We start from the raw sequence: 13,907 nt of genomic DNA on the forward strand, positions 1-13,907 counted from the left end.
CGGTGCGGCCGAGCGCATGCGGGGTGCGCACATCAGGCAGCGGTATCGGTGGGTATCGGCGCCCCGTCCTGCCCCTGGGGGCAGGACGGGGCGCCCGGAACGCGGACACAGCAGGCCCCGGGACCGGCGCAGTGGGTCCCGGGGCCCGGTCAGAGCCGACGAGGTGTCCTCACACCCGCCGGAGCACCGCCACCACCTTGCCGAGGATGGTCGCCTCGTCACCGGGGATCGGCTGATACGCCGCGTTGTGGGGGAGGAGCCATACGTGGCCGTCCTCACGCTTGAAGCGCTTGACCGTGGCCTCGCCGTCCAGCATGGCCGCGACGATGTCGCCGTTCTCCGCGACCGGCTGGCGGCGGACGGTGACCCAGTCGCCGTCGCAGATCGCAGCCTCGATCATCGAGTCTCCGACGACCTTCAGGACGAACAGCTCGCCGTCGCCGACCAGCTGGCGGGGGAGGGGGAAGACGTCCTCGACCGACTCCTCGGCGAGGATGGGGCCACCGGCGGCGATTCGGCCGACCAGCGGCACATACGAGGCCGCGGGCTTGCCCGTGGTGTCCGTGGGCTGTGTGGCCGGCTGGTCCGAACCGCGCACCTCGTAGGCCCGGGGCCGGTGCGGGTCGCGGCGGAGGAAGCCCTTCCGCTCCAGCGCCATCAGCTGATGCGCCACGGACGACGTGCTGGACAGGCCCACCGCCTGGCCGATCTCACGCATCGACGGCGGGTATCCGCGGCGCTGCACCGAGTCGCGGATGACCTCGATGACCCTGCGCTGTCGGTCCGTGAGGCCCGAGCTGTCCGCGCGAATCCCCGGAGGCCGACCGGGCAGCGAGCGAGCGGGGCGCGCGGGCTCGGCGCCCTCCGGGGTCGTGGCTGCGTCATTCATGGCATGCACCGGCTCGAATCGGCTCTGGGAGCGGTCCTGGGCAGTGATGGTGGCACTGTCAGCGGTGGTGGTCACGTCGGCCCCTCTCGAGATGGTCTCCCTAGCTGGACAACGGTAGTTGCTTTCGAAAGGTTGCGCCAAACACACGTTCGAGTGAAAAAACGCAGATAGCCTTACGCTTGCCTAAACCTGGGTGTATAGGGGCTGGTTTCGCGCCAGTGGATACGCGTTCTCACGGCAACCTGCGGCAACCTGTGGGACCGGGTGCGCGGGCTGCCCGCACCGTACGGTGTGCCCGCGCAGCCAGTCTGTCACTCTCCGCCGACGAAAGGGGCGACCCGGCCCCCGGGGCCGGGTGTGCCGGGCGCCTCCGGGTAACCTCGTCGCCGACCGGTGCGGGCCGGCGGCCCCGGGGCCGTGCGCCCCCGCCGCGCGACACGCGTCAGGGTGGATTGGCGGTCAAACCCCAGATCTAGTGGTTGGATTGTCCCAACCGCCCAGAAGTTGTGGTCCCCGGTCCGCTGGAGGTCGCGGCGATCGCCTATGCTTGTGGCTGCTTCAAGGGGCTGACGCGCCCCTGCGAGGCTGTTCAGTCGTGCTGTGAAGGAGGGTCGAGGAACCATGCACTGCCCCTTCTGCAGGCACCCTGACAGTCGGGTCGTCGACAGCCGGACCACGGACGACGGCACGTCGATCCGCCGCCGCCGCCAGTGCCCCGACTGCTCCCGTCGTTTCACGACGGTCGAGACGGCGTCGCTGATGGTGATCAAGCGCAGCGGGGTGACCGAGCCCTTCAGCCGAACCAAGGTCATCTCCGGCGTGCGCAAGGCGTGCCAGGGGCGGCCCGTCACCGAGGACGCGCTCGCCCAGCTCGGCCAGCGGGTCGAGGAGGCGGTGCGCGCCACCGGCAGTGCCGAGCTGACCACCCACGACGTGGGTCTGGCCATACTCGGTCCCCTGCAGGAACTCGACGTCGTCGCGTACCTGCGCTTCGCGTCCGTGTACCGGGCGTTCGACTCGCTCGAGGACTTCGAGGCCGCCATCACGGAACTCCGTGAGCGGCGGCCGCCCGCAGGGCGGAGCGGGCCCGGTGCGCCGCACGGGGCCCCCGAGCCCGCCAGAGCCGCCGACTGATCGTCCGGCCCGCCGGAGCGGGCGGAGACCGGTCGCCGGGCGGCTGAGCAGATGTGTCCCCGGTGCGGCGCGCGGCGCCGTGCCCGGGACGTCAGACAGAGACCGTGCCACGGGAAGATCTGGGCACTTCAGGGCGTTTTTGCCCGTATATGGGAGGCGGCATGACAGAGACGGCGAGCGGCCCGGCACGAGGTCCCCGGGCCAAGGGGACCAAGGCTGCCGCGGCCCGGCGGGGGCTGCGTATCGAGCGCGTCCACACCACCCCCGGCGTACACCCGTACGACGAGGTGGCCTGGGAGCGCCGTGACGTCGTCATGACCAACTGGCGCGACGGCTCGGTCAACTTCGAGCAGCGTGGCGTCGAGTTCCCCGACTTCTGGTCGGTGAACGCGGTCAACATCGTCACCAGCAAGTACTTCCGCGGGGCGGTCGGCACCCCGCAGCGCGAGACGAGCCTGAGGCAGCTCGTCGACCGCATCGTGAAGACGTACCGCAAGGCCGGCGAGGACCACGAATACTTCGCGTCGCCCGCCGACGCGGAGATCTTCGAGCATGAGCTGGCGTACGCCCTCCTGCACCAGGTCTTCAGCTTCAACTCGCCGGTGTGGTTCAACGTCGGCACGCCCCAGCCGCAGCAGGTGTCCGCCTGCTTCATCCTGTCCGTCGACGACTCCATGGAGTCGATCCTCGACTGGTACAAGGAAGAAGGCATGATCTTCAAGGGCGGCTCCGGCGCCGGGCTGAACCTCTCCCGGATCCGTTCCTCCAAGGAACTGCTCTCCTCCGGCGGCAACGCCTCCGGACCCGTCTCCTTCATGCGCGGCGCCGACGCCTCCGCCGGAACGATCAAGTCCGGTGGTGCCACCCGGCGGGCCGCCAAGATGGTCATCCTCGACGTCGACCACCCCGACATCGAGGACTTCATCCAGACCAAGGTCAAGGAGGAGGAGAAGATCCGCGCGCTGCGCGACGCGGGCTTCGACATGGACCTGGGCGGCGACGACATCACGTCCGTCCAGTACCAGAACGCCAACAACTCCGTCCGCGTGAACGACGCGTTCATGAAGGCCGTCGAGTCCGGCGGGAAGTTCGGCCTGCGCGCCCGGATGACCGGCGACGTCATCGAGGAGGTCGACGCCAGGTCGCTCTTCCGTAAGATGGCCGAGGCCGCGTGGGCCTGCGCCGACCCGGGTATCCAGTACGACGACACCATCAACCACTGGCACACCTGTCCCGAGTCCGGCCGGATCAACGGCTCGAACCCGTGCAGCGAGTACATGCACCTGGACAACACGTCCTGCAACCTGGCCTCGCTGAACCTGATGAAGTTCCTCAAGGACGACGGCAGGGGCAACCAGTCCTTCGACGTCGAGCGCTTCCAGAAGGTCGTCGAACTCGTCATCACCGCGATGGACATCTCCATCTGCTTCGCGGACTTCCCGACCCGGAAGATCGGCGAGAACACCCGCGCCTTCCGCCAGCTCGGCATCGGCTACGCCAACCTGGGCGCCCTGCTCATGGCGACCGGCCACGCCTACGACTCCGACGGCGGCCGCGCCCTGGCCGGTGCCGTCACCTCGCTGATGACGGGCACCTCCTACCGGCGCTCCGCCGAACTCGCCGCGGTCGTGGGTCCGTACGACGGCTACGCCCGCAACGCCGAGCCGCACCAGCGGGTGATGAAGCAGCACGCCGACGCCAACGGTGCCGCCGTCCGCATGGACGACCTGGACACCCCGATCTGGGCCGCGGCCACCGAGGCATGGCAGGACGTGATCCGCCTCGGCGCGAAGAACGGCTTCCGCAACGCACAGGCGTCCGTCATCGCCCCGACCGGCACCATCGGTCTCGCGATGTCCTGCGACACCACCGGACTGGAGCCCGACCTCGCGCTGGTCAAGTTCAAGAAGCTGGTCGGCGGCGGGTCGATGCAGATCGTCAACGGCACCGTGCCGCAGGCCCTGCGCCGCCTCGGCTACCAGGAGGAGCAGATCGAGGCGGTCGTCGCCCACATCTCCGAGCACGGCAATGTGATCGGCGCCCCGGGTCTGAAGACCGAGCACTACGAGGTCTTCGACTGCGCGATGGGCGAGCGCGCCATCTCCCCGATGGGCCACGTCCGGATGATGGCCGCGATCCAGCCGTGGATCTCCGGCGCCCTGTCCAAGACGGTCAACATGCCGGAGACGGCGACCGTGGAGGAGGTCGAGGAGATCTACTTCGAGGCCTGGAAGATGGGCGTCAAGGCCCTCGCGATCTACCGCGACAACTGCAAGGTCGGCCAGCCGCTCTCCGCCAAGAAGAAGGAGGAGAAGGCGGAGATCGCGGAGAAGGCCGAGGAGGCCATCCGCGGCGCGGTCGAGAAGGTGGTCGAGTACCGCCCGGTCCGCAAGCGCCTCCCCAAGGGCCGCCCGGGCATCACGACGTCCTTCACGGTCGGCGGCGCCGAGGGCTACATGACCGCCAACTCCTACCCTGACGACGGTCTCGGCGAGGTCTTCCTGAAGATGTCCAAGCAGGGCTCCACCCTCGCGGGCATGATGGACGCCTTCTCGATCGCGGTCTCGGTCGGTCTGCAGTACGGCGTTCCGCTCGAGACCTACGTCTCGAAGTTCACGAACATGCGCTTCGAGCCGGCCGGCATGACGGACGACCCGGACGTGCGGATGGCCCAGTCGATCGTCGACTACATCTTCCGCCGTCTGGCGCTGGACTTCCTGCCGTTCGAGACCCGCTCCGCACTCGGCATCCACTCGGCCGACGAGCGGCAGCGGCATCTGGAGACGGGTTCCTACGAGCCGGCCGACGACGAGGTGGACGTCGAGGGCCTGGCCCAGTCCGCCCCGCGCCGCCAGGAGACGCCGGGACCGGTGGCCGAACCGAGGACCGAGGCGCCCGCCCCGCAGCAGGCGCACACCTCCGCGGAGCTCGTGGAGATGCAGCTCGGCATCAGCGCGGACGCCCCGCTGTGCTTCTCCTGCGGTACGAAGATGCAGCGTGCCGGTTCCTGCTACATCTGCGAGGGCTGCGGCTCGACAAGCGGTTGCAGCTGATCACGGGCGACGCCTGCCGGGGCGGCACGCGGCGCCGCGGACGGTGAGGTGAACTCCGGGAGGGGCGCCGGCGCGGAGCCGGCGCCCCTCCCCGGCTCCGTGCGGCGTGTACGGCCGTACACGCCGCACGGGGAGGAGCGGTCCGCCCCGAGGGCGCGGCCGCCCGGGACGACCGGCGCCGGGACCGTCCCTCCGGGACGCTCCGCTCAGGCCGGCGCCGTGCCCATCAGCCCGGCGAACTCGGCCGGAGCGGCGGTGAAGCCGCGCAGGACGGGGCGCAGCCGCCACGCGCCCGTGTCGTCCCTGGTGAACTCCGCGATCGCGGCGGCGGAGGCGTCCGGGACGCCCGAGAGGTCGTTGCTCGCCAGCTCCACCGGGCCGTCGAGTATGTGGATCCCGGTGTTCGGGATGTCGGAGAAGGTCTTCTCCGCGGTCTGCTGCTGGATGACGACGCCGACGACGACCCTCGCGTAGGTTGGGGCCAGCCGCTCGAGTTCGAGGGTCATCACCTCGTCGGCGCCGAAGCCCTGCCCGGTGCGGCTGTCCCTGTCGAGGGTGATGGTGCCGTCGGGCGACCGGCTGTCGAAGTGCACGAGGTATGCGGGCGTGCCGTGGGGGGCGTCCGCCGTGTAGGTGGCCGCGACGATGTCCAGGTCGTGGGCGGCGGCTCCGATGGGGCTGGGGTCCCACTTGAGCGTCACCTGGACCTTCCGGAGCCCTTTGCTGAGACTGCTCACCCGAATTCCCTTCCTTGTGGAGGGCGGAGACCGCCCGCGCGGGCAGCCTCCGCCGCGGGCCCGCAACTCCCGGCCCCGTGTGCGAACTGTCATCGTGTCATGCGTCCGCCCCGGCCCGCGGGGCGATCGGGAAGGGGAGACCTGATCCGGTGGGGCGGGTGTCCGGAGGTACCCCTTCACCCGGGAGAGTGACCGAGGCCACGTCTCCTGGCCGTACGATGGCGCGGTGCTGGTCAAGTGGATTCGCTGCACCGTCGTGGACTGGCGGGGGTTCGAGCGCGGGCAGCGGAAGTGGGCGGGGCTGCTGGGGGAGCCGGGCTTCCGGGGGCAGGGGGGCGGCTGGAGCCGAGGGCGTCCGGGTGTCGCGCACGTGTTCGCCTTCTGGGAGACCCGTGCGTTCTACGACTCGTTCATGGCGCGGTCGCACGACCGCCTCGCGTCCGCCCAGTCGGGTACGTACCGGAACCTCCAGGCGAAGCTCTTCGACCACCGGTTCGACGTGAAGACCGGGTTCGAGCCCAGGTTCACGGACGCCGACGTGGTGCGCTTCGCTCATTGCAGGGTGCACGAGCACAGGGTCGAGCACTTCTCCCTGATGCAGGCGAAGGTGTGGAATCCGGCCATGGCGGGGTCCCCGGGCATGGTGCGGGGACTCTTCGGCGAGGCCCCGGGGAACGAGTTCCTGGTGCTGTCCATGTGGCAGTCGGCAGCCGAGCACGGCAAGTACCGGGTGGAGCGGGTGGAGCGGCTGTCCCTCAGAGCGCAGACGGAGGCGGACATAGCGGCGCTGGCCGGCGACGTCGTGGAGCTGGAGCCGTCCTGGACGGTGTGACCACCCCGGTGGGACGGTCGACCGGCCCCTCCATCGGGCCGCCGCAGGCCGGGGCGCCGACTGCCGCCGCGTCCGGCGCCCCGGCCTGCGGCGCACCCGCCGACCGCTCGCGGGCCCGTGCCCGGATCCCCGGCTGTGTACACATCATGCGGGCCCGCGGCATCCGCGCCGCGGTCCTCCGCTCCGATCCGGTGCCCTCAAGGCAGGCTCGGTCAGTCCGGTAGTCCTTGCCCGGCCCGCCGAAAGCCCTGGTGGCTCCGCCTGGGCACCGCCGGCCCCACGGCCGTGACGGCGCCGGACGACGCCCCTGGGCGGGCGGGCGCCGCGGGCGGCGGCACTAGGGTTTGTCCTATGGCACGACCACGGCGCATCGTCCTCGTCCGGCACGGAGAGTCGGAGGGCAACGCCGACGACTCGGTCTACGAGCGCAAGCCCGACCACGCGCTGAGCCTCACCGACCGCGGACGGCGCCAGGCCGAGGAGACCGGAAGCCGGCTGCGCACCCTTTTTGGCCATGAACACGTAAGTGTCTATGTGTCGCCCTATCGGCGCACCCACCAGACGCTCCACGCGTTCCGGCTCGATTCCAGGCTCGTCCGGGTCAGGGAGGAGCCGCGACTGCGCGAGCAGGACTGGGGGAACTGGCAGGAGCGGGACGCCGTGCGACTGCAGAAGGCCTACCGCGACGCCTACGGCCACTTCTTCTACCGCTTTCCGCAGGGCGAGTCGGGGGCGGACGTCTACGACCGGGTGGGGGCGTTCCTGGAGAGCCTCCACCGGAGCTTCGAGTCCCCCGAGCACCCGCCCAACGTCCTGCTCGTCACCCACGGGCTGACCATGCGCCTCTTCTGCATGCGCTGGTTCCACTGGACGGTTCCCGAGTTCGAGTCGCTGTCGAACCCCGGCAACGGCGAGACGAGGATGCTGCTGCTCGGCGAGGACGGCCGGTACACGCTGGACAGGCCCTTCGAGCGCTGGTGCACACCCGAGTGGTACGGGATCACCGGATAGAGTGGCGGTGCGATGACCGCTGACTCCACTCTCGACCGGCGCCTCGACCGCGCCTTGGCCAGCCTGCGCGGGCTGTCCGTGGGAGACGCCCTGGGCTCCCAGTTCTTCGTACCTTCCCACCATGCGCTGCTGAAGCGGCGGGCCCTGCCGCCCGGGCCCTGGCAATGGACCGACGACACGGAGATGGCCTGCTCGGTGGTGGCCGTATTGGCTGCCCACAGCCGCATCGACCAGGACGCACTCGCCCGGTCCTTCGCCGAGCACCACGACTTCGACCGGGGCTACGGTCCCGCCGTGAACCGGATGCTGAGGCTGATCCGCGAGGGCGGCGACTGGCGCGAACTGGCCGCGGGACTCTTCAACGGACAGGGCTCGTGGGGCAACGGGGCCGCCATGCGCATCGCCCCGCTCGGCGCCTGGTACGCCGACGACCCCGAGCAGGCCACCCATCAGGCCGAGGTCTCCGCGTACACGACGCACCAGCACCGCGAGGCCGTCGCCGGGTGCATGGCGGTCGCCGCGGCCGCCGCCCTCGCGGCCTCCGGGAACGGGACTCCGCCGCCCGGCGAACTGCTCGACGGGGTGATCGCACTCGTGCCGCGCAGCGCCGTGGGACAGGGTCTGCGCCGGGCGCGGGACATGCTCGACTACGGCGACGCCGGCACGGTCGCGGCGGTGCTCGGCCGGGGGCGCCGCACGAGCGCGCACGACACCGTCCCGTTCGCGCTCTGGTCCGCGGCCCGGGCCCTGGGGGACTTCGAGGAGACCTTCTGGACCACTGCCCAGGTGGGCGGAGACGTCGACACCACCTGCGCCATCGCGGGGGGTGTGGTCGCCGCGGCCGGGGCCGGGGCCCCGCCCGCGGCCTGGCGGGAGCGGACCGAGGCCCTGCCCGGCTGGCTGCCCGCCGGGCCCGCCTGACCCCGGGACGCATCCCGCTGCCGCCCGCACCCAGCTGCTGCCGCCCGCCCGGCAGACGGTGCTCGGCCGCGCGGACCGCCGATCGCACTCGGGCCGCGAGGGCGTACGGGTGTGTCCGTGCGGGCCCCCGCCGGCCCGCCCGACGTCCGCCGGTGGTGGTACATCCGAAGCCCGGATCCCCCTTCGGGCATTCCTTCGCGAATGCGACACAACAGCCGCACGGCGCTCCCGGGAGCCGGGGCGGCGGCGGTGCCGTCGAGGCCGCCGGTTGGCCGCTCCCGGCAGTTTGTGCGCCGTGGTGCGGCCACTGCCCGGATATGCGGATCCCCTGCGCCATGCGGATTTCGCCGTGGCGCAGGGGATGGCGGCCTACCGGCCCGGAGTGTGCGGAAGCGAAGGGCGGGGTGCGGGATTCGCCGGTGCGGCCGCGCCGGCCATGGTGCCGCGAACCCGCCCGGGCGACGCTCGGCGGCGGGCTCGTCCGGGAGACGGGGAGCCGGGGGTGTCGCGACCGGGCCGGGCGGCGTAACCTGTCTGGCGCCATGCCGTACGAACCACCCACGCACGCCGCCGAGCGCTCCCTCCGCGCCACCACCGGTGCCAAGATCGTCGCCGGTGTCGACGAGGTCGGGCGAGGGGCCTGGGCCGGTCCGGTCACGGTGTGCGCGGCCGTCACGGGTCTGCGCCGGCCGCCCCAGGGGCTGACCGACTCCAAGCTGATCACACCCAGGCGCCGTGCCCTCCTGGCGGCGGAACTGGAGCGCTGGGTCACCTGCCACGCGCTCGGGCACGCCTCCCCGGAGGAGATCGACGACCTGGGCATGACGGCGGCCCTGCGCCTGGCGGCGTCCCGGGCCCTGGAGGGGCTTCCGGTCCGTCCCGACGCGGTGATCCTGGACGGCAGGCATGACTACCTGGGCGCGCCGTGGCGGGTCCGGACGGTCGTCAAGGGCGACCGGTCGTGCGTCGCCGTCGCCGCGGCCTCGGTGATCGCCAAGGTGCGGCGGGACGAGCTGATGGCCCGGCTCGGACTGGAGTCGGCGGCGGTCGAGCCGTACGCGTTCGCCGAGAACGCCGGCTACCCGTCACCGGTGCACAAGGCGGCGCTGCACGACCTCGGTCCCACCTCCTTCCACCGGCTTTCCTGGGCCTACCTCGACGCGATGCCGCGCTGGCGGCATCTGAAGAAGGCCCGGATTCCCGCGGAGGCGGCCGCACTGGAAAGCGGGGGCCAACTCGGCTTCGACTTCTGAACCGGCCGTACCAGGAGTACTGTGCCGACCGGCCCGACCACCGGTCGCACTTGTGTGCCACCCGCCGATGCCCGTCGCACCGGCGTTTGATAAAAATCCACCCATGCCTCTCATCCCCGAGGAGCCTCAGATTCACGAGAGTGCCCAGGGTCCCCGCGCTGCCTCGGCCACCGGCCGTACCGCGCCGACCCCCCGTCCCGTACCCGGTCCGCGCAGCGTGGCCGCTCCCCGCCCCGGGCGCCCCGGCCCCGGTCCGGCCAGGCCCGCTCCGCCCGCGCAGCGCGCGCACGGCTCCGCCGCTCCGGCGTCGCCCCGGAAGCAGAATCGTTCCGCGCCGCAGATCCAGCTCATCCCCGCCTCCGCCGAGGGGGCGCTCGACGCCGCCGGTGAGGCCGTCGACCTGCTGCTCGACTCGGGGCGTGCCCCGGGCGAGATCCTCGTGCTGACCACGGGCGAGCAGCACCCCTGGGCGGCCCACGAGCTGTCCTTCGGTGAGAGCGCCTACTGGGCCCAACACGATGCCGCCGACGACGTCTTCTACGCGGACGCCGCCTCGGTGGGCCGTGCCTCGCCCCGGCCCGTGGTCGTCGTCGCCGTGAACGGCGACGGGGGCGACGACACCCCCCGGGTGCTGCCCGTCGCACTGGGGCACGCGCGAGCGCTGCTGATCTTGTGCGGTGACCCGAAGCGGATCAACGCGGCGCTCGGCGCGAGTGCCTGAGCGGACCGCCGGCGCGTGCAGCCGGACCGGGCGCGGCGCGGCGCGCGTCCAACGCCGTGCTCTGCCCTGACACGGTGTCCGGTGCGGTGCGGTGCGGGCGCCGGCTCAGGGCCGGTCCCACAGCGGTGCGGCGCGCCACCGGAGCACCTGGTACCGGTCCGGCACGGGCGCCCGCGTCCTCGCCCGCGGAGCCTTGCCCGCACAACGACGGCGAGTGCCGTTCTGCTCGGCGCCCGCCGGGCGGTGCGGACGGTCCGGCGGCGTCACCCGGCGCGGACTCCCGAGGCTGGGAACGGCGTTCCGGAGCCCGCCCCCGCGTCTAGCGGGCCGCCGTACGGCGCATCGCTTCGGCGGCGCCGCTCGCCGTGCGCAAGGGCGCCGTCCCCGGGCCGGACACCAGGTCCGCGAAACCGCTCGGCCGCGACCCGGAGCTGGGCCGGCGGCCGCCGCGCCCTTCCCCGAGCACCTGCCACCCGCCGCGCGTCAGCGTGATGTACGCGCCGCAGCGCAGCCCGTGCAAGGTGCACGCGTCACGCAGGCCCCACATCCAGGCCCCGTCCTCCTCCGTCCAACGCTCGTCGCCCTCACGGCAGTAGAGCAGCACGGCGGTGCGCACCGGTGAACGGCGGCGCAGATCGTGGGGGATGACCCGCCGCAGCTGGGCCAGCAGGGTGTTGCGGAACTCCCACCCGTCGGCGGGGACGGGCCGCCGGGCGAACGAGGCGCTGGCGACGAGCCGCTCCTCGGTGTCGAGTACGGCGACCACGGCCGTCGAGGGCGCGGGCTCGTGGCGGACATGCAGTCCGCTGACCACCTCGCGCGGGTTGCGAAGGAGAGGTATCTGCGCTTCCGCCCACTCCGCGGGTTCCAGCAGTCTGGCGAGGCGACTGGCGGAGCCGGCCGATCCTTTGAACGAAGTGGCTGCGGACGAGGCGAATCCGAAGGTCACGGTCCTCCCTTCGCATACGCGCCCACAGTGCGGGCAGGGTCGGGTGAGGGCGCACCGCGGCATAGCCCTTGCGGACCGCGACGGGACCGGGCGGAGGGCGGTGGTTCCAATTCTTGCGGGCCCGGGGGCGGGCGGCAACGAGCAATTGAGACCGCTGACTGGAATGTGCGGAAATGGTGCTCATTTCCCTGCCCGTCGACGCACCCCGTCCCGCAGCCCTTACGCCTGAACTGCCAGGACCAGTGGAAACACCCCCTCAGCTCCCGCCTGCCGCAGCAGTCGTGACGCCACGGCGAGGGTCCAGCCGCTGTCCGAAAGATCGTCCACGAGCAGTACCGGGCCGCCGGCTTCCGCCACCGTCCGCGCCAGATCGGGTGGCACGACGAAGGCCTCGTGCAGCCCGCGCACCCGCTGCGCGCTGTTCGTGCGCGAGATGTGCCGGTCCTCCGAACCCGCCGCGTACTCGATGGTGCCGAGGAAGGGCATCCGCCCGACCTCCGCGATGCGGGTGCCGAGCGATCCCACGAGTTGAGGCCTGGTGCGCGAGGCGATGGCCACGACCCCGACGGGCCGGGCCGGAGCGTCGGGGGCGCCCGAGGACCAACCACCGGGGCCCTTGGCCCAGTCGGCCAGCACACTGACGACGGCGCCGGCCACATCGGCGGGCACCGGGCCGTCCGGGGACTGCGCGGCGAACATCGGCCGCAGGCGGTTGCCCCAGCCGATGTCGGAAAGCCGGCCCAGCGCCCGGCCGGTGAAGGCCTGCTCGCCCGCGGGGATACGGCCCTTCAGGTCCACGCCGACCGCCGGAAGGCCCGTGGGCCACATCCTGCGGGCCTCCACCTCCACACCCGGGCGCCCGAGTTCGCCACGCGCGGCGTCCAGTGCCGCAGCGGACACCGAGGCGCCGAAGCGGGGCCCCGCGCAGTTGTCGCAGCGCCCGCATGGGGCAGCGTCCTCGTCGTCGAGCTGCCGGCGCAGAAACTCCATCCGGCAGCCCACGGCCGAGGCGTAGTCGCGCATCGCCTGCTGCTCGCTCTCACGTTGACGCGCCACCCACGCGTAGCGCTGTGAGTCGTACACCCACGGCCGGCCCGTCGCCGTCCAGCCGCCCTTGACCCGGTGCACGGCTCCGTCCACGTCGAGGACCTTGAGCATGGTCTCCAGCCGTGTGCGCCGCAGCTCGACGAGCGGCTCCAGCGCAGGGAGCGACAGGGGCCGCTCGGCGTGCGCCAAGACGTCGAGAGTGCGCCGCACGAGGTCCTCGGACGGGAAGGCGACCGAGGCGAAGTACCGCCAGATGGCCTCGTCCTCCTTGCCCGGCAGCAGGAGTACCTCGGCGTGCTCCACACCGCGCCCGGCCCGGCCCACCTGCTGGTAGTAGGCGATGGGCGAGGAGGGCGATCCGAGGTGCACGACGAAGCCGAGGTCGGGCTTGTCGAACCCCATCCCGAGCGCGGAGGTGGCGACCAGGGCCTTCACCCGGTTCGCCAGCAGGTCGTCCTCCGCCTGCTGCCGCTCCGCGTTCTCCGTGCGGCCCGTGTACGACGCCACCGTGTGCCCGCAGTGCCGCAGATACGCCGTCACCTCCTCCGCGGCGGCGACGGTGAGCGTGTAGATGATCCCCGAGCCGGGCAGCTCACCGAGGTGGCCGGCGAGCCAGGCCAGCCGGTGGGCGGCGTCGGGGAGCTGGAGCACGCCGAGGCTCAGGCTCTCCCGGTCGAGCGGCCCGCGCAGCACCAGCGCGTCGGTGCCCGCACCAGTGCCCAACTGCTCGGCGACGTCGGCGGTCACTCGGGCGTTGGCGGTCGCGGTCGTGGCCAGCACCGGGACACCGGGCGCCAGATCGGCGAGCATCGTGCGCAGCCGCCGGTAGTCGGGCCGGAAGTCATGGCCCCAGTCGGAGATGCAGTGCGCCTCGTCGACCACGAGCAGACCGGTCGCCGCCGCGAGCTTCGGCAGCACCTGGTCGCGGAAGTCCGGGTTGTTCAGCCGCTCGGGGCTGACCAGCAGCACGTCGACCTCGCCCGCCGCCACCTCGTCCCGGACCGACTCCCACTCCTCCGTGTTCGACGAGTTGATCGTCCTCGCCCGGATGCCCGCCCGCGCGGCTGCCTCCACCTGGTTCCGCATGAGCGCGAGCAGCGGCGAGACGATCACCGTCGGGCCGCTGCCCCGCTCACGGAGCAGGGAGGTGGCGACGAAGTACACGGCGGACTTCCCCCAACCGGTCCGCTGCACGACCAGCGCCCGGCGCTTCTCCGCCACGAGCGCCTCGATCGCCCGCCACTGGTCCTCGCGGAGCGCCGCGGCGCCGGTGGTGTCCCCGACGAGACGTGCGAGTACTGCGTCGGCCGACGCCCTGAGCTGTGCGCGATCTGCGTTGGTCATGCCCCCATGCAACCCG

Annotated in this window: 11 protein-coding genes; 7 read left to right on the forward strand and 4 right to left on the reverse strand. The window is 72.1% G+C overall.

All coding sequences use genetic code 11. The annotated features are described in order from the left end of the window. Window positions 1-169: 169 nt before the first annotated feature. Window positions 170-964, reverse strand: a complete 795-nt coding sequence (lexA, locus tag DDQ41_RS24440) for a transcriptional repressor LexA (RefSeq protein WP_109296400.1) — start codon at window positions 962-964, stop codon at window positions 170-172. Between the two features lie 546 nt (window positions 965-1,510). On the opposite strand from lexA, the gene nrdR reads away from it, so the two are divergent. After that, on the forward strand, window positions 1,511-2,023 hold the full coding sequence (gene nrdR, locus DDQ41_RS24445; RefSeq protein ID WP_109296401.1) for a transcriptional regulator NrdR: 513 nt from the start codon (window positions 1,511-1,513) through the stop codon (window positions 2,021-2,023). A 161-nt stretch (window positions 2,024-2,184) separates the two neighbouring features. Beyond that, window positions 2,185-5,076, forward strand: a complete 2,892-nt coding sequence (locus tag DDQ41_RS24450) for a vitamin B12-dependent ribonucleotide reductase (protein WP_109297924.1) — start codon at window positions 2,185-2,187, stop codon at window positions 5,074-5,076. Between the two features lie 206 nt (window positions 5,077-5,282). On the opposite strand, the gene DDQ41_RS24455 is transcribed toward DDQ41_RS24450, so the two are convergent. Next, window positions 5,283-5,813 (reverse strand): TerD family protein, encoded by a 531-nt coding sequence (locus DDQ41_RS24455; RefSeq protein ID WP_109296402.1) that lies wholly within the window; start codon window positions 5,811-5,813, stop codon window positions 5,283-5,285. Between the two features lie 226 nt (window positions 5,814-6,039). Between DDQ41_RS24455 and DDQ41_RS24460 the strand changes: the two genes are divergently transcribed. The 5 genes from DDQ41_RS24460 to DDQ41_RS24480 all read left to right on the forward strand — a co-directional run bounded on the left by DDQ41_RS24460 (window position 6,040) and on the right by DDQ41_RS24480 (window position 10,551). Further along, complete coding sequence (locus DDQ41_RS24460; protein WP_109296403.1) at window positions 6,040-6,645, forward strand: YdbC family protein; 606 nt, start codon at window positions 6,040-6,042, stop codon at window positions 6,643-6,645. 351 nt (window positions 6,646-6,996) lie between these two features. Continuing rightward, window positions 6,997-7,656, forward strand: coding sequence for a histidine phosphatase family protein (locus tag DDQ41_RS24465; RefSeq protein WP_109296404.1), 660 nt, complete (start codon window positions 6,997-6,999; stop codon window positions 7,654-7,656). 12 nt (window positions 7,657-7,668) lie between these two features. Next, the gene (locus DDQ41_RS24470; RefSeq protein WP_109296405.1) at window positions 7,669-8,577 is read left to right on the forward strand and encodes an ADP-ribosylglycohydrolase family protein; all 909 of its coding nucleotides are present in this window, start codon (window positions 7,669-7,671) and stop codon (window positions 8,575-8,577) included. 542 nt (window positions 8,578-9,119) lie between these two features. Beyond that, entirely contained in the window at window positions 9,120-9,830 is a 711-nt protein-coding gene (locus DDQ41_RS24475; protein ID WP_109296406.1) for a ribonuclease HII, read from the forward strand. 103 nt (window positions 9,831-9,933) lie between these two features. Next, window positions 9,934-10,551: a hypothetical protein gene (locus DDQ41_RS24480; protein WP_109296407.1), complete on the forward strand. Its 618-nt coding sequence runs from the start codon at window positions 9,934-9,936 to the stop codon at window positions 10,549-10,551. A gap of 319 nt (window positions 10,552-10,870) precedes the next feature. On the opposite strand, the gene DDQ41_RS24485 is transcribed toward DDQ41_RS24480, so the two are convergent. Next, window positions 10,871-11,500 carry a hypothetical protein gene (locus DDQ41_RS24485; RefSeq protein ID WP_109296408.1) on the reverse strand — a complete coding sequence of 210 codons (630 nt, stop codon included), beginning with the start codon at window positions 11,498-11,500 and terminating at the stop codon, window positions 10,871-10,873. A gap of 219 nt (window positions 11,501-11,719) precedes the next feature. Then, window positions 11,720-13,891, reverse strand: a complete 2,172-nt coding sequence (locus tag DDQ41_RS24490) for a RecQ family ATP-dependent DNA helicase (protein WP_109296409.1) — start codon at window positions 13,889-13,891, stop codon at window positions 11,720-11,722. Window positions 13,892-13,907 lie beyond the last annotated feature (16 nt).

It is taken from the genome of Streptomyces spongiicola (assembly GCF_003122365.1).
Taxonomy (GTDB): domain Bacteria; phylum Actinomycetota; class Actinomycetes; order Streptomycetales; family Streptomycetaceae; genus Streptomyces; species Streptomyces spongiicola.